The sequence below is a fragment of the Pseudomonas sp. genome (assembly GCF_048265905.1).
Taxonomy (GTDB): Bacteria; Pseudomonadota; Gammaproteobacteria; order Pseudomonadales; family Pseudomonadaceae; genus Aquipseudomonas.
The window spans coordinates 257,421-273,435 of sequence record NZ_JBLXAP010000005.1 but is presented as its reverse complement, the minus strand read 5'-3'; the positions used below and the strand labels follow the sequence as shown (position 1 = coordinate 273,435).

14 protein-coding genes and 2 tRNA genes are annotated in these 16,015 nt (G+C 54.8%); 3 read left to right on the top strand and 13 right to left on the bottom strand.

The window, feature by feature from the left end; all coding sequences use genetic code 11:
- Positions 1–97 precede the first annotated feature (97 nt).
- The 3 genes from ACN0UH_RS09910 to ACN0UH_RS09900 all read left to right on the top strand — a co-directional run bounded on the left by ACN0UH_RS09910 (position 98) and on the right by ACN0UH_RS09900 (position 4,114).
- Positions 98–604, top strand: coding sequence for a sigma-70 family RNA polymerase sigma factor (locus ACN0UH_RS09910; protein WP_417661901.1), 507 nt, complete (start codon positions 98–100; stop codon positions 602–604).
- A complete protein-coding gene (locus ACN0UH_RS09905) occupies positions 601–1,563 on the top strand; it encodes a FecR family protein (protein WP_417661900.1) in 963 nt (320 codons plus the stop codon). Before ACN0UH_RS09910 ends, ACN0UH_RS09905 begins: the two co-directional genes overlap by 4 nt.
- A gap of 139 nt (positions 1,564–1,702) precedes the next feature.
- Positions 1,703–4,114: a TonB-dependent siderophore receptor gene (locus ACN0UH_RS09900; RefSeq protein ID WP_417661899.1), complete on the top strand. Its 2,412-nt coding sequence runs from the start codon at positions 1,703–1,705 to the stop codon at positions 4,112–4,114.
- A gap of 97 nt (positions 4,115–4,211) precedes the next feature.
- Here ACN0UH_RS09900 and ACN0UH_RS09895 read toward each other — a convergent pair whose 3' ends face one another.
- From ACN0UH_RS09895 to ACN0UH_RS09835, 13 genes are all read right to left on the bottom strand, one after another.
- Complete coding sequence (locus ACN0UH_RS09895) at positions 4,212–5,108, bottom strand: NAD(P)/FAD-dependent oxidoreductase (RefSeq protein ID WP_417661898.1); 897 nt, start codon at positions 5,106–5,108, stop codon at positions 4,212–4,214.
- A complete protein-coding gene (locus ACN0UH_RS09890) occupies positions 5,098–5,562 on the bottom strand; it encodes an Rrf2 family transcriptional regulator (protein WP_417661897.1) in 465 nt (154 codons plus the stop codon). The genes ACN0UH_RS09895 and ACN0UH_RS09890 overlap by 11 nt, the downstream gene beginning before the upstream one ends.
- Positions 5,563–5,762: 200 nt before the next feature.
- A tRNA-Thr gene (locus tag ACN0UH_RS09885) sits at positions 5,763–5,838 on the bottom strand.
- 278 nt (positions 5,839–6,116) lie between these two features.
- Entirely contained in the window at positions 6,117–7,334 is a 1,218-nt protein-coding gene (locus ACN0UH_RS09880) for a methyltransferase (protein WP_417661896.1), read from the bottom strand.
- Between the two features lie 47 nt (positions 7,335–7,381).
- Positions 7,382–8,071, bottom strand: a complete 690-nt coding sequence (locus ACN0UH_RS09875; protein WP_417661895.1) for an ABC transporter permease — start codon at positions 8,069–8,071, stop codon at positions 7,382–7,384.
- Positions 8,068–8,763, bottom strand: a complete 696-nt coding sequence (locus ACN0UH_RS09870; protein ID WP_417661894.1) for an ABC transporter permease — start codon at positions 8,761–8,763, stop codon at positions 8,068–8,070. The genes ACN0UH_RS09875 and ACN0UH_RS09870 overlap by 4 nt, the downstream gene beginning before the upstream one ends.
- Positions 8,764–8,815: 52 nt before the next feature.
- On the bottom strand, positions 8,816–9,568 hold the full coding sequence (locus ACN0UH_RS09865; protein WP_417661893.1) for an ABC transporter substrate-binding protein: 753 nt from the start codon (positions 9,566–9,568) through the stop codon (positions 8,816–8,818).
- 17 nt (positions 9,569–9,585) lie between these two features.
- Positions 9,586–10,359, bottom strand: coding sequence for an ABC transporter ATP-binding protein (locus ACN0UH_RS09860; protein ID WP_417661892.1), 774 nt, complete (start codon positions 10,357–10,359; stop codon positions 9,586–9,588).
- Positions 10,360–10,733: 374 nt separating this feature from the next.
- Positions 10,734–11,888 carry a Fic family protein gene (locus ACN0UH_RS09855; protein WP_417661891.1) on the bottom strand — a complete coding sequence of 385 codons (1,155 nt, stop codon included), beginning with the start codon at positions 11,886–11,888 and terminating at the stop codon, positions 10,734–10,736.
- Between the two features lie 333 nt (positions 11,889–12,221).
- Positions 12,222–12,297 (bottom strand) — tRNA-Phe (locus ACN0UH_RS09850).
- Between the two features lie 133 nt (positions 12,298–12,430).
- Positions 12,431–12,703 (bottom strand): oxidative damage protection protein, encoded by a 273-nt coding sequence (locus ACN0UH_RS09845; protein WP_087518550.1) that lies wholly within the window; start codon positions 12,701–12,703, stop codon positions 12,431–12,433.
- The gene (gene mutY / locus ACN0UH_RS09840) at positions 12,700–13,767 is read right to left on the bottom strand and encodes an A/G-specific adenine glycosylase (protein WP_417661890.1); all 1,068 of its coding nucleotides are present in this window, start codon (positions 13,765–13,767) and stop codon (positions 12,700–12,702) included. The genes ACN0UH_RS09845 and mutY overlap by 4 nt, the downstream gene beginning before the upstream one ends.
- Positions 13,764–15,971 (bottom strand): AsmA family protein, encoded by a 2,208-nt coding sequence (locus tag ACN0UH_RS09835; protein WP_417661889.1) that lies wholly within the window; start codon positions 15,969–15,971, stop codon positions 13,764–13,766. The genes mutY and ACN0UH_RS09835 overlap by 4 nt, the downstream gene beginning before the upstream one ends.
- Positions 15,972–16,015 lie beyond the last annotated feature (44 nt).

Below are 16,015 nucleotides of genomic sequence, written 5' to 3'. Positions count from 1 at the left end.
CAAGCAGGCGTTGAACAATGTACCGGGTTTACAGACTTGTAAGCTGGTCTGTTCGAACAGTAGAATGCGAATAGTTTACATTTGCAGAGAGTCGGCAGTGTCCCACCTTACGACCAGCAAGCTGGGATTCTTCTTTAGCGACCATCATCGCTGGCTCCTTCAGCACGTCCAGCGTCGCCTGCGCAATCACGCTGACGCGGAAGATACCGCTGCAGAGACCTTTTGTCAGATGCTGGCTTCTAGCGTCGACCCGGACAGCATAGAGCAGCCGCGGGCCTATTTATCGACCATCGCACGCCGGCTGATTTCCGATCGCCATCGTCGGCGCAGACTTGAACTTGCCTATCTCGAGCGGCTATCGGCATTACCTGATGCCTTGGCCCCTTCACCAGAAGAACTCGCTTTGCTGGTCGAGGCATTAAGCGCCATCGACCGCTCGCTTGCAGGCCTGCCGCATGCAGTGAAAAAAGCCTTTCTCCTCAGTCAGCTTGACGGTTTCAGCTATCAGGAAATCGGTCGCCGCCTGGGGGTGTCTGAACGAACCGTAAGCCGCTACATGACTCAGGCCCTTCGCCAGTGCTACCTGACCGGTATGCAGCCATGAGCGAAATTGCTTTGACCCGGGCAGGTAAGGAGGCCATCGACTGGATGGTGCGCTTGCGTGCGGCCACGCCTGATGCACCGATGCAGGCAGGCTTTGAAGCCTGGTTGTCGAGCGACCCGGCAAATGCCGCCGCCTGGAGGCATTTGCATCAGGGGCTTGGCGGTCACTATGAAACCTTGCGCAGTTTCGAGCGGCGCACTCCGGGCTTGGCGCGTGAAGTTTTGCTGCAACCTGCCGTATCGCGGCGAAAGGTATTGCGTGGTTTGACCGGCCTCGGCCTGTTTGGCAGCGGATTGTGGTTGTTGGGGCGCACTCGGCCAGGCCAGGCGCTGCTTGCCGACTTAAGCACGGGCACGGGCGAACGAATGCGCTACGATCTCGACGATGGCAGCCAGCTCAACCTCAACGCCGGCAGTTCGGTCGACATTGATTTCACGGCCAGCCAACGCTTGCTGCGTCTGCGTCACGGCGAGCTGGTCGTGCAGGTTGCCCCGGACGCAAACCGACCATTTATCGTGCGCAGCGCTCAAGGTGACGTTCGTGCGCTTGGTACCCGCTTTCTGGTACATCAGGAGCACCAAGTTACACGTGTGCTGGTGCTTAAGCATTCGGTTCAACTCAGCCTGCCGAACGGGGCTTCGCAGACGCTGCACAAAGGCGAGGCCGCCTTGTTGCACGCACGTCATATTGAAAGCTTGGGAAGCGCAGAGAGGCATCGCGCCGATTGGCTGCAAGGTCAGTTGAGCGTGCTCGACGAGCCTCTTGAAGCCGTGATCGAAGCGCTGAGGCCCTATCGATCTGGATTGATTCGTGTCGATCCAGAGGTTCGCTCGATAAGGGTGCAGGGCGTCTATCCGCTTGATGATCCCGAACGGACACTGACTGCCTTGGAGGAGACTCTGCCAATTCGCATCAGCCATTACGGGCCTTGGTTGACCCTGATCGATGCGCAGGATTGATCCTCGCTAGAGCGGCGGCTCTATTGCTTACTTTTCGAGCTGCAGAAAATAATCTATGGAAATCACTCTCATTCGTGTCTGGTTTTTCTGTTTCGTTCCACCTATCTCCTGACTAGATAAATTTACTCAGGAGCATTCCGTGTTCAAACCCCGCGCCCTTGCCATCGCCATCGCGCTCACTTCTGTTGGTCCGTTAGGTTTCGCCTACGCAGAGCCTGCCGCCCAACAGCCTCTGCGCTTCGATCTGCCCGCTGCCAGCCTGAGCGAGACGATCAATGCTATCGCTCGCCAGAGTGGCCAGGTGATTTCCTTGGAACCTGCGTTGGTTCGGGGTAAACAAGCACCTTCTGTACAAGGAGAGCTAACCGCAACACAGGCTCTGCAACAGGCCCTGAAAGGCTCAGGCCTGGAGTTGAAGGTAACCCAGAGCGGCAATTTCAGTGTGCAGCCCAAGGCGCAAACCAATGGCACGATTGAGCTCAAAGATGTCACCGTCACTGGGCAAGCGCTCGGGGCAACTACCGAAGGCAGTGGCTCCTACACCTCAGGTGCGGTAACCATCGGCAAGGGCACGCATAGGCTCAAGGAAATCCCCCAGTCTGTCAGCGTGATCACCCGCCAGCAACTCGACGACCAAGGCATCACCGACCTGCGTGACGCCGTAAACCAGACCACCGGCCTGGTCGGCGCCACCGGTATCGGCCCGGGCATGGTGATTTCATCACGCGGATTCCAGATTGATGACTGGCAATATGATGGTGTGCCAATCCCGCGTAATACCTATGTGCTGGGAAACTGGGCGACCCAGGATCTTGTGTTCTTCGATCGCGTGGAAATTCTGCGCGGCGCTTCCGGCCTTCTGCAGGGTGCGGGCAGTCCCGGTGGGGCGATCAATCTGGTGCGCAAGCGCGGCCAAGTCGCGCCTACGGTCAGCTTCACTGGCAAGGCTGGCTCCTGGGATCACTATGGCTTGCAGGCGGATGCCGGCGGCCCTCTGAATGAGAGCGGCAGCATTCGCGGGCGCATGGTGGTCGATCAGGACGACACTCATTCCTTCACCGATTACGTGTGGAGCAAGACCACCTCGTTGTACAGCGCGTTGGACTTCGATCTCAGCCCGGACACTACCTTGGGCGTGGGCATAAGCAATACCGACCTTGATTCCCGGCCAATGGTACGTGGCCTGCCGCGCTACCCCGACGGTAGCGACATCGGCTTTTCGCGCTCGACCTACAGTGGCGCCACCTGGAACAGCAACGATATAGAGCAGAACACGCTATATGCTGATCTAGAACATCGTTTCGATGACAACTGGCGCTTCAAAGTTGGCGCCGTGCGCATGCGCGAGCATAACGACTCGCTGCATCAGCGCATGCACGGTGATGTTGCAGGCGATGGCAGCGGCCTGGACTTCGCTGACTGGCTCACCAACTTCGAGTCGACCAAGCTCGGGCTGGACATGTTTCTCAACGGCAAATTCGAAGCCTTCTCCCTGGAGCAGGAAATCACGGTCGGCGGCAACTACTCCAAATACACTTCGGATGACTTCTACGCGCGGCGCTTCGTGCCGGGCGGTAATATCTTTGATATCGACCATCATCGCCCAGAACCGAGCCTGGACGATATTCTCAGCTCGCCGGGCGGGCGCGGCACCAATGCCGAGTACGACATCCGCCAGAAGGGGCTGTATGGCAGTTGGCGGGTTAAGTTGGCCGAGCCGTTGACGGCCGTGGTCGGTGCCCGCGTCAGTTGGTACGACTATGCCTACATGCTTCCTGACGACGATTACAAGGACAGCATGACCGAGACCGGCGAGTTCACCCCCTATCTGGGCCTGGTCTACGACCTGACTCAGGAGTGGGCAGTTTACGCCAGCTACACCGATGTATTTGAGCCACAGAGCGGACGCACGGCCCAGCAGCAGATGCTCGAACCGGTGATCGGCAGCAACTACGAAGTGGGCCTCAAGGGCGAACTGTTCAACGGCCGGGTCAACACTTCGCTGGCTGTGTTCCGCTATGACCAGAAGAACCGTGCGGTTACCGACGAGGCCTCAGGCTTCGCCTGCGATGGTTGGTACTGCTCAACTGCATCTGGCAAGGTGCGCAGCCAGGGCATCGAGGCGGAGATCAGCGGTGAAGTGCTGCGCGATCTGCAACTGTTTGCTGGCTACACCTACAACACCACCAAGTTCCTCGATGACCCAGATAACGAAGGCAGCATCTACAGCCAGTGGACACCCAAGCACATGCTGCGCATGTGGGCTGACTACCGCTTACAAGGCCAATGGGACCGCGTCAGCCTGGGCGGCGGCTTTACCTCGCAAAGCCATACCGTCAGTTTCGACCGGGAGTTCGACGTACCCGGCTTCACCGTCTGGAATGCCCGCATGGGCTACCGTTTGAACGACGAAATCGATCTGGCCGTCAATGCCAACAACCTGTTCGACAAGCGTTACTACCTTCCAGGCTTCGCCGCCGCAGACGGGAGCAATAACTTCGGCGACCCACGCAACCTGATGTTCAGCGTTAAATATACGCCGCAGTTCTGAGCAGAGGCTGTGACAGCAATCGGGTGCTAATCACTCACATATTGCTTGAGTCGCCCTTGGGCGATTCAAGCGGGTTTGCTGACGGCTGGATGCTCGGTCAGTCGAAGACCAGAGCCTGATGCAATGCTGTGCCAGCCGTTACTCCGTCTGCAGCGGCCCAAGTTGCGTTATGCGGTGCACGGGCAATGTCTCCGGCTGCGTAGACGCCGGGAACCGAGGTTAGTTTGTTGGCATCGGTGCGGACCAGCGGGCCGAATGGTCCATCTTCCAGAGCACAGCCAAGTTGCTCGGCGAGCGAGCTGGAGAGTTTGGTATGAGCGTGGATGTACAACGCGTCTATGCTGCTGTGGCGACCCTCTTCGAGTTGCAGCGCCGAAAGCTGGCCATCTTCAGCAATGGCCGCAGAGATCCCCGCAGGTTCGATCGCAATGCCTCGCTTGGTAAGCGCCGCCAGCGCATCCTGGTCAGGATCATCATGGCCATTCAAGTACAGCGTGGTTGGCCCCCACTCAGAGATCAATGTGGCATGGCGATAGGAGCCGGGGCCTGCGTAAAGTACGCCCAGGCGTTTGTTCGCAAACTCGTAGCCGTGGCAGTACGGGCAATGCAACAAGCTGACACCCCAGCAGGAGGCCAAGCCGGGAGTTTCTGGCAGTACGTCGGAGACGCCGAAAGCCAGCACCAACTTAGTCGCGCATAGCACTTCAGCGGATGCGAGTTGCACAGTAAAGCCATCGCTCATCTGCTCGGCAGCGGTTGCATAACCGTTGATGATCCTCGCGTTTGGGTAGTTGGCCAGTTGTTGCTTGGCCGCAGAAATCATTGCCTGTGGTTGTTGTCCATCTTGGCCAAAGAAACCATGAGACGCCCCTGCGAAGCGGTTTCGCGGAGCACCGCTGTCGATCACGCAGACGGTGCGGCGTGCGCGTGCAATGTAGATGGCTGCGGATAATCCGGCGAAACTTCCACCGATGACAATAGCGTCATAGTTCATGGGATTTCTCCAAATCAAACCCTCCGCCGTGCAAGTGCAGGCGAGCATGGAAGTCCTTACTGAGACTGGCCAACGTCACTTGGCAAAGTCGAGCCATCAGCAGCGCTTCGGCAGCTTCAAAAGCACTGCTCAATGCAGCGTTGACGGCTTCCTCAACCAGGCAGCCCGGCGCCTCAGTGCGATTGCCCATGGCAAGGAGCTGGGGAGAGCCTAAAGCGCTGTAGATATCCGCCAAAGTGATGGCGGCAAAATCACAGGAAATCCTCCAGCCGCCACCGTGACCTTTTTCAGAACTGACAAAACCCTGTTCACGTAACCCCGCCATGATCCGCCGGATCACCACGGGGTTCGTCTGCATGATCTTGGCCAATGCATCAGACGTGATTGGGGCGTCTACCTCTGCCATGTGCAGAAGGACGTGAAGAACACCGGAAAGCTTGCTGTCTCTTTTCATGTAACTTACGTTATTACATGAAAAGCAATAGGTCAACGTTGTTGTTTGGGGGGGGTGAAAGTGCATCCGCTGCACTTGTTGGAGAGGTGTGTAGTGGTCTAATGAAGCCGGACATTCATTGATACACCTATATCGTAAATCCAGTACGCACTAATTTTAGGCAAAAAAAAGGCCCACATCGCTGTGGGCCTTTCTGTATATGGTGCCGGCACCAAGAGTCGAACTCGGGACCTACTGATTACAAGTCAGTTGCTCTACCAACTGAGCTATACCGGCATTTGTGGGGCGCATTATATAGATAAGTTTCTGGCTGACAAGGGCTTTTAGCAGGGTTTTTTGTTCGTCTAGCTATGAGCAGCGAATTTCTTATGCACAACTGGTTAGTAATTAATCAATTTGTATTAGTCAGAGGTGCTTGTCATCACACTGTCATGCAAGCTTATGTTTTTGTTGGTAATTAATTATTGGTCGAAAATAGTCGGTTTTTTGTCAGTTAGATGGCAGCGGCTTTAGAGCGGGTTTTGCAGAATCTATCAACAAAGTTATCCACAGCTTCAGTGGGCAGAAACGATACGCTCAGCGACCAGCATAAGGTTACGCGGGGTGAGCTCGCGCGAACAGAAGGTGCCGAGCTGAACGGCATAGCCACGTTCGCACAAATACAGGGCGCGATCGAGCAATAACCAGACTTCCAACGGTCGGCGAAACAGGCCGCGTAACAATTCGAGATTGCGTACCTGCGCTAATAATTGCCAGCCTTTGGCTTCAAGTTTGTCCCAGTCGGTTGTAGCGGACGGAGGCGCAATATCTTTCAGCTTGGCGAGATCTATACAGAACTCGGCGAAGGGTTTGTTAAGCCAGGCAGACGCCAGTGAAGGCGTTGGTAAATACTCGTCTAACCCACGTATATCGCGCTGTAGGCAGTCGAAGGCCAAGCGTCGGGCCATGGAAATATCGCGCTGTTTACGCACTCGGTTACCGGCGGTTACGGTCTCGCTGAGGGGCAAGCCGAGGTCTTGGATAGACAGTTCAAGTTTGCCTGCCTGAGCGATTTTAGACAGCGGTTGATAGTGGCTGCTGTTGATGCGGTTGTAGCAGCAAGGGGCGATTGCCAGTTGCTCGCAGCCAGCTTCGCTCGCCAGTTGCATCAACCGGATATGCAGGTCGCCGCAGGCATGTAATGCCACCGGTGTGTGCTCGGTTTTGAGCCATTTCCCCGCGTCTGAAGCCAGCACATCCTGCTCAATATGCTCGGCATTGATCCCCAGCTTTTGGCTGAGCTGCGCACCTTTATCCACAAGCTCGGGGTCATATTCCAAACAGCTTAATGGCTGGCCTTTTAGGGCTAATAATCGCCCAAGGTGGCCCTTGCCTGAGCACCAGTCGAGCCAGTGCTTTGTTGGCTTGTCAAAATTCAAGCTGCTGGCGAATGCCTGAATTTGCAGCCACTTACGTCCGGGGATGTCGTTGCTCAAGCGGTTAGGCAATTGAGGGCTATTTATCTGTGGCAGCGGGGCAATCTGACACAACGCTTGGGCTTGTTTGGCCAGGCTCGCAAAGGGTTCAGGGGCTTCTAGCCTGTGCGGATCAGCCTGTGCTTGCTCTGCATCGGCAAGGCTGCGTGCTTGCAGCCAGGTCGCTAATTGTGGGTGGGTTTGCTCCCACTCCATGGGGCGATCGCTGAATGGGCGCGGTCGCCAGAGTGCTTGATGCTCGCTAAGAAAACGATTTAGCGCCTCAAAGTGCTCGGCTAAATCGTTGGGTGATGGCATTTGCGGTGTCTTCATGAAGGGTGCAGGCCCGTGCGGCCTGCACCATTTTAACGGCCTTGGCAGGCGTCTACGCGTAGCCAGCGCTCAAGTAATTTGAATGCTTGGACGAGGACGTAGGCAATCACCAGATAGAACATACCGGCGGCAAAGAAAATTTCCACTGGCAGGTAAGTCCGGGCAATGATCGTCCGCGCCATGCCAGTCAGTTCGAGCAAGGTCACAGTGCTGGCTAAGGCGCTGGCCTTGAGCATCAGGATGACTTCGTTGCTGTACGCTGGCAGGCCGATGCGTGCGGCCCGCGGCAGAATGATACGGAGCATGGCTTGGGTTTGTGACATGCCAAGCGCTCGCGCAGCTTCTACCTCGCCTTGGGGAACTGCCTGAATCGCACCGCGCAGAATCTCGGCAATATAGGCAGTGGTGTGCAGTGTCATGGTGATCACTGCGCACCAAAACGGGTCGCGCAAGATCGGCCACAACGGCCCATTGCGCACCGCATCAAACTGGGCAAGGCCGTAATACACCAAAAACAGCTGAACCAGCAGTGGTGTGCCGCGAAAGAAAAAGATGTAGCCGTAAGGGATGCCGCGAACCAGCAGGTTCTTCGATGAGCGGGCGATGCCCATTGGTATCGCCAGAATCAACCCGGCAACGACTGCGATTGCGACTAGTTCCAAGGTCAGTACCGCGCCTTCAGCCAGGCGTGGTAGCCACTTGATGATGACTTCCCAGTTCATGCGGCGCTCCTGCTAAATCCGCGACCCGCGCGTTTTTCAAGGAAGTACATGCCAGTCATGGCAATGACTGTCAGGCCAAGATAAATAAATGCGGCAACCAGGAAGAAGGTGAAGGGTTCTTTGCTTGCGGTAACGGCAATTTGTGAGCGACGCATGATTTCATTCAGACCGATGACCGAAACCAAGGCTGTGTCTTTCATCAAGATCATAAACAAGTTGCCAAGGCCGGGCAGGGCGATGCGCCACATTTGCGGCAGAATCAAACGCCAGAAAATACGCGGTTTAGACATGCCCAGCGCTTGGCCCGCTTCGCGGTGGCCTTTGGGAATGGCTAAAATAGCGCCACGAAAAACTTCAGTCGCGTATGCGCCAAAACAGATGCCGAGTGCGATTACGCCAGCAGCAAAGGGGCTAAGTTCGAGGCTTTCAATGCCTAGAAAGTCAGCCAGTGTGCGCATCATGCTAACGGTGCCGAAATAAATCAGCAGGACCCAAAGCAGTTCGGGAATGCCGCGCACAATTGTTGAATATGTAGCGCCCAGCCACTGCACAGGCTTGTAAGGCGATGTTTTGGCCAGCGCGCCAAGCAGCCCAAGCACCAAGCCCAATACCAGCGCAGAAAGCGCCAGTTTAATGGTCATCAAGGTACCTGCAGCGAGTGCGGGGCCGAATCCGTAGAGGTCAAAATTCATGAGGGCTCAGATGCTTGCGCCGCCAGGTGAGTGGCGGCGCAAAGCTAGCAGCTTAGTAAATGCTGAAAGGGAAGTACTTGTCGTTGATCTTCTTGTAAGTGCCGTCAGCAACGATCTCTTTCAGAGCAGCGTTGAGCTTCTCACGCAGAGGGTCGTTCTTGCGCACGGCAATACCGATCTTGTCGTTGTCGAATACCGGATCGCCCTTGAACTCGAAGTTCTTGCCCGCATCGCTCTTCAGCCATTCCCAGTTGACGAAGGTGTCAGCCAGCACGCCATCAAGACGGCCAGATGACAGGTCGAGGTAAGCGTTTTCCTGAGTGTCGTACAGTTTGATGTCGACAACGCCATCCATGTTGTCTTCCAGCCACGTACCGGCGATGGTCGCGCGCTGAGCACCAATCACTTTGCCTTCGAGGCTGGCTTTGTCAGTGGTGAAGGTTTTGTCTTTTGGTGCAATGAACTGCAGCTTGTTGGTGTAGTACGGGTCGGTGAAATCAACTGCTTGCTTACGCTCTTCGGTGATCGACATTGAAGCGATCAGGAAGTCGAATTTCTTAGCGTTCAGCGCTGGAATGATGCCGTCCCAGTCGGAAGTCACGACTTCGCATTCAGTTTTCATCTTGGCGCAAAGTGCTTGACCAATTTCGACGTCGAAGCCGCCCACTTTGCCGCTTGCGTCAATCAGGTTGAACGGAGGGTAAGCACCCTCAGTACCGAGTTTCAGTTTGTCTGCAGCGACTGCGCTGGTGCCGAAAGCCAGAGTGGCGGCTGCAACCAGTAAGATCTTTTTGTAGTTTTGCATTCCAATGTTGCTCCGTGTTAGCGATTGCTTGACATGAATTGTTTGCAACGCATCGAGTCAGGGTTATCAAACACCTGCTCGGGCGTTCCTTGTTCTTCTACCAGGCCCTGATGCAGGAAAACCACTTCACTGGAAACCTGACGAGCGAAATTCATCTCGTGGGTGACCAGTAACATGGTGCGGCCTTCATCTGCGAGTGCGCGGATCACATTAAGCACTTCTTGTACCATCTCCGGGTCGAGTGCCGAAGTAGGTTCGTCGAAGAGAATAACTTTTGGCTGCATCGCCAATGTGCGAGCGATTGCTGCACGCTGTTGTTGTCCGCCAGAAAGTTGGTTGGGGTAAACGTGGCGTTTGTCGGCAATACCCACTTTTGCCAGCAATGCTTCAGCGGTTTCAATCGCCTCGGCTTTGCTCTGGCCCAGCACGCGGCGCGGTGCTTCGATGATGTTGTCGAGCACGCTCATGTGTGGCCACAAATTGAAATTCTGGAATACAAAACCGATTTCGCTGCGCAGGCGATTGATCTGTTTGCCATCAGCAGCAACCAGTTCACCATTTTTCGCGGATTTCAGTTTGAGTTCTTCACCAGAAACAATGATTTGTCCCTTGTGCGGGTTTTCCAGCAGGTTGATGCAACGCAGAAAGGTTGATTTGCCTGAACCGGAAGAACCCAGAATAGAGATCACATCGCCATCACGGGCGGTGAGAGAGATGCCTTTAAGCACCTCGAGGTCGCCGTAGCGCTTGTGCAGGTTGCGGATTTCCAGCGCGACAGCTGCATCGGCCATGGGTTGTCCTCTTGTTATTGGATTAGCGCCAAGTATCAATTGGCCATCCTATTGAAGCGCCAAGCTAGCACAGCGTCTTATGGAGCGCCAAGCGGGCCAGAGCCGGTATCGTGTCTGAGTGCGCGAGGGTGTCGCATCACTGCAGTTGCCTGTCGCGCAGATACAAAAAACACCATGCGTGCCTGGCGTTTTATCCAACAGGCTAAAACAGGGTTGTTCGAGTCTACGCTAAAACAATTTGCTGAGTACTGCGCGCAAATGTGCGCTAAAGAGCTGAATACACTGCAAAATCAGGCAAATTATGCCCGAGCAACAGCGCTCAATGCTAGCGATAGGCGACGGGCTTGCGTGCGACGGCGATGGGCGCGAAGGATTTATGGTTTTTCCAGCGGCTCGGGAATAAAACCTTGCTCTCTGAGCGACTTGATCACGCCACGTATCAGGTAGTTGTTTGAAAACCCGATGGTGTATTGCCTTGCACCCTCGTTGATGGGGAGAAGCAATCCTTGATCTACAAGCTTTCTGATTTGATAGGTTCGTTGATGATTTGATAGCTCAGGCAGTGCGTCTGCGAGGTCGGCAGATTTCACGACTCGCAATTTTATGGCTAGATTTAGTACCGATTCCTCTGCGTCCGTGATCCATTTCCGTTCGCGTGCGAAAGCTACGGCGGGGCTAAGGATCGATTTTGTTAAATAAATGTAATTAGTAAGGCGATCTACTTTCCCTAGTTCATCGCGAATACCTTCGAGCACATATGTGCACCAGTTTTCCAATCCTGTTTTTGTGCCTGTGTCTGCTGTCTCAAGCATTGAGTAGTAACGTTCGCGGTCGATGCAAAACACTGCGGTTGGATTTAGGATGCGCCCACCAGCACTTACGTTGAAACCGTATTTAATCAGCATTGCATAGGTTAATAAGCGGACCGCGCGGCCGTTACCATTGGTGAAGGGGTGTATCCAGCCAAACCTATGGTGAGCCAGTGCGACCTTCATAAGGTCATATTTCGGGGAGTCTTCCCGGTTTATGAACGCCACCAGCTCTTGCATGTAGCCGGGCACTTGGACAAAGTCAGGTGGTAGGTGTTTCGATTGAGATATCTGCACGGCGCCTTGACGGTAAGCGCCTGGCGTCTTGTCGCCCTCGCGAACTAGGTCGTCCACGGTTATGGCATGTAGTTCCCTGATCGTATGTTCTGATATTGGTAGGCCAGGCTTGATGATTTCTTCTATGTAGTTCATGGCGTTTTCAATATTAGCCACTTCGCGCAATTGGTCGCTGTCTTGCGCTGTACCCTCCACCTTGCTTTCGATGTAGTCGGCGAGAGTCGTATGGTTGCCCTCAATACGCGCTGATCCCAAACTCTCGAGCGTATGAAAAATAGCCTTGAGTTGAAAAAAAACAGAAGGTGGAGTGTCACCTTCCAGCTTTAAGCGGCGAAGGTGTTCTAGCTCACTGAGCACATCGACTAGGGGGGAGTCGAAGGAAGGGTTTAATAGTTTGAGATCGTAATGTGAAAAATCAGGCATGTGGAAATGTCTCTGATTTGTAAATGTGATATCTACAATCTATCGCACGGATCTATTGATCTTACTGGCTTTCTTTTATCTTAAGGTAAAAATTATCTTGAAAATTGAATATAGCTAAGTGAAAAGGCGCGAGGGATTTGATGCAGCTAACCGGGTTGTTGGTGATGGCTCTTCGGGCGACGGTTGCGCTGCTTGCCGGGCTGAGGTGGGCTCTGCTCAAAATAACTTGAGCAGTCAAAGGCTGGGCAGGAAATTACAGGCAACAAAAAACCCGCACTAGGCGGGTTTCTTGTGGGCTTTCAGATGCTGTTTACACCACCTGAAATCAATTAGTGGTGCCCAGAGACGGAATCGAACCGCCGACACGGGGATTTTCAATCCCCTGCTCTACCGACTGAGCTATCTGGGCAACGGGGCGTATTAGACGGATTTGACGAAGGCATGTCAAGCGAAGGTTTGAAAAATATTTAAAGATAACGGGCGCTTACGGTAAATTCGGGTGAAATCGATCAAGTTTTGATCAGTTTCACCCTTGGTCAAATTTACTCGCTAGGCGGCACGTAACCTTCGGCTTGTGCGTAATCTTCGCCGGACAGGAATTTATCCATCTCGGCTTGAAGGAATTTGCGGTCTTCGGCGTTCATCATGTTCAGGCGACGCTCGTTGATCAGCAGGGTTTGGTGTTTTTGCCACTCATCCCACGCTTGCTTGGAGACGTTATTGAAGATGTCCTCACCTTTGGCGCCTGGGTATGGCGGGCGTTCAAGGCCTGGAAGTTCTTGCTTGTGCTTGCGACACATTACGGTGCGGGTCATGACAGTTCTCCTGCATTCAAGGCATCTGCCGCGCGTTTCAATAGTTTTTTGACCGGGGCAGCAAGGCCCAGGCGCGGCGGTTGGGCGAGGTTATACCAGAGCCAGTCAGCCTCGGCCACGCTTGCCGGGGCTTTGGTGACCTTGATCAACCATGGCTCGATGGCAAGTTGGAAGTGGCTAAAGGTATGGGTGAGCTCGGTGAGTTGTTGGCGCGCGCCCATTTCCAGTTGATGACTGTTGGCGAGTAATTCTAGTTCTTGCAGCTCAGATAGCTCCGGCAAGCTCCATAAACCGCCCCAAAGCCCGCTGGACGGCCTGCGATAAAGCAGAATATCGCCGTCGGGGTTGGCCAGTATCGGCATCAATGTGCGCTTTTGCGGCAGCGCTTTACGCGGCTTGGGGATCGGATAGCGGATTTCCAGACCCAGCAGGTGCGCCTGGCAGCCCGTTTTAAGCGGGCAAAGCAGGCAGCTTGGCTTGCTGCGAGTGCAGAGCGTCGCGCCGAGGTCCATCATCGCTTGGGTGTAGTTATTCACGCGCTGTTGCGGGGTGAAGCGTTCAGCGACATCCCATAACTGCTGGGCAACTTTGGGTTCGCCGGGATAGCCCTCTTGCGCGACATAGCGGGCCAGAACGCGTTTAACGTTGCCGTCGAGAATCGGCGCGCGCAGGTTCATGCTCAAGCTGGCAATCGCGCCTGCAGTTGAGCGACCGATACCGGGCAGGGCGATCAGTGCTTCAAGGTCACGTGGAAACTCCCCACCGTGCTCGCTCATCACCAGCTTGGCGGTTTTTTGCAGGTTGCGGGCACGAGTGTAATACCCCAGCCCGGTCCATAAATGCAGCACTTCATCTTCCGCTGCCTCAGCCAAGTCACGCACCGTTGGCAGCGCATCCATAAACCGGTCGAAGTAACCCAAGACAGTGCTGACTTGAGTTTGTTGGAGCATGATTTCAGACACCCAGACGCGATAGGGAGTTATGCCCTGTTGCCAGGGAAGGTCCTTGCGACCGTGCAGGTCATACCATTGCAGAACAGCTGTTGAAAACTGCTCTGGACTCATCGCTTGAACAGGCCCTTGAGTGCATCTTTCAGTTCCGGACTGACTTTGTCACCGAGTTTTTCTTCGAGCTTCTCAGTGAGTTTTTCGCCCGCTAATTTGGCTGCAATCTTACCCAAGCCGTCTTTATCGAGACGGCAAGCTTTAGCGCCAAGTTCAAGCGGGCCACGGCAGCGAATCGGCCACTCCAGGCCGACGTAGCGTTCGTTAACCTGGCAGGCAGGGTCCGGCATTGCACGGGTGTCACCGAGCAGGGTGACGCCAATGCGATAGTCCAAGCCCAGCACACGCAGATCAAGGTCGCCATCGCCAGTTACATCCAGGCCCGGCACCTCGACCTTCAGATCGGGATTGCTGGCAACTCCATTACGGAAGGTCAGATTGCCGTGCAGGGTTTTAAAAGGAGTGTCCTTGCCACTGATTTCACGGGTCAGTTGCTTGCGATTAAGCGTGGCAATGCCTTGGCAGATTTGCTGCTCTAGGTTGGCGTCGACCAGCACGCCGTTTTCCAGAGCAAAGTTGCTGGTGCCGTTGAGTGCCTCGATCCAAGCTTTTTGACTGTTGCCATTCGTGGTCAGATTGGCTTGCAGGTCGAGCAGGCCTTTAACCGGTGCCTTGTTTTTAGCGGTAGTCAGAAATGGCTCGACTTGCAGGCGCTTGATTGTGCCTTGCAGGCTGAGCACCGGCGTAGCCGGACGCACATCTACTCGCGCCTTGGCTACAAAGCTGCCGCCACCGAGCTTGCCGCTGGCATTTTCGAGCGTCAGCAGGCCGCCCAGGCTTTTGGCCTGCAGGTCGACATCGCTGAAGTTTTGTTTGTCTGCCGTTAAATGATCAAGCTTCAACGCAACCTGCATGTCGAGTTTGCGCAGGCGCTCGATTGGTAGCACTTGGTCGGTGCTCCAGGCTTGCTGAGTTGGCGCATTAGGCAGTGCCGAAGTGCCGGCGCTGCCAGCTTTGGCGACACTTTGCTTGACCTCGGCATCTCGTGCACTGGCTTCTTTCGACTTTGGCGGCAGGTAGCGGTCTAGGTCCAGTTTGTCGCCTTTGAGTTTTACGCGCAGTGCTTGTTTGGCGAAATCATCAACCGCCAGTTCGCCGGTGAAGGTGGTGTCGTCGAGCTTGAGCGTCATTTCATTGAGTTTGATGCTGGTTGGGCTGCCGCTAAGGCGGGTTACCAGTTCAAATTTGCCCAAGGTGGTTTCGTCGTTTCTGGCAGGGAGTTTCTGGCCGATGCCTGTCAGGAACTGGTGTAGGTTAACTTCAGCAATAGACAGGCCACCACTGAGCTTGGGCTTATTGCGCAGGTCGGTAACCTCTATATCGCCAATCGCGCGCAGCTGGTTGGCAGACAACTTCAAGCTGCTCCAGCGCGCGATGTTAGCTGCCATGTCGACTGTCAATTGACCTTGCAAGGCATAGGTCAGCGTTTGGCCGTTAAGGGGTTCGCCGGATGCTTCACCGGAGATTTTTGCGTTTTCCAGTTCATAGCGTTGCAAGACCCGGTCAAAGCGCAAGTCGCCTTGCAGCTCGGTGCGGGCGCGCATCACCGGTTTGTTGATACCAAAGAAAGCGCTGAGTTTGACCGGTACGCTGGTGCCTTCCTGGATCGCGCCGGTGGTCAATTGGATGCTTTCAGCGCTGAACTGTTGGCCTTTCTGAGCGTTGTGGTAGTTAATCCGGGCGCTGTTGACGATCAAGCTATCAATATCCAGCTTGACCGGTTCACTTGTCTGGTTTGTTGCTGCCGGAGTGTTTGATTCTGGCTTGGCAGCGGAGACGTCAACTGTGTTGGCCGTCTTTCTTGGATGGCCGACGTTTTCCCAGTTGCTGTGACCTTTATCATCGATGTCGAGGTTGAGATTAAGGCCATCAACGCGGATGTCGCTCATCTGCACTTCTTTGCGCAGCAGCGGCAAGACACGCACGGATAAGCCAAGCAGGCGCAGGTCCGCAAATGGCTTGTCTGGGGTGTCGGCGCTGGCCAGGGTTGCGTCGGTCAGCTCAAGGCCTAGCCACGGGAACAGGCTCCAGCCAATATCGCCGTTGAGTGTTAACTCCAGATTGGCTTTTTCGCGGGCGAGATCGCGGATCTCGTCTTTATAGTCGTTGGGATCGAACAAGTGGGTCAGGGCAAAGCCCAGCGCCACAATGATCAGCAGCAGTCCGAGGAAGAATAAACCCAGGATTTTGCCGAGCGATTTCATGACCGATTCCTTGTATGCATTAGCTTAAATATAAACGGGTAAGT